Below are 208 nucleotides of genomic sequence, written 5' to 3' on the forward strand. Positions count from 1 at the left end.
ACGAGTGAGAATCCGGTGGTCTCCGCCACCGGTTCGGAGGTCTCGTCCCCCTGCTCGATGATGACGTGCGCGTTGGTGCCACTCACCCCGAACGACGACACACCCGCCCGACGCGGCGCGCCCCCGGTGGTCCAGTCCCGTGGTTCCGTCAGCAGCTCGACCGCACCCCCGGACCAGTCCACATGCGAGGACGGCTGCTCGGCGTGCA

Annotated in this window: 1 protein-coding gene; it reads right to left on the minus strand. The window is 69.7% G+C overall.

All coding sequences use genetic code 11. The features are described from left to right. On the minus strand, nucleotides 1–208 hold a 208-nt coding region (locus ACLQ2N_RS36135), incomplete at both ends, for a ketoacyl-synthetase C-terminal extension domain-containing protein (RefSeq protein WP_425820059.1).

The organism is Streptomyces sp. DT224, assembly GCF_049844595.1.
Classification (GTDB): domain Bacteria; phylum Actinomycetota; class Actinomycetes; order Streptomycetales; family Streptomycetaceae; genus Streptomyces.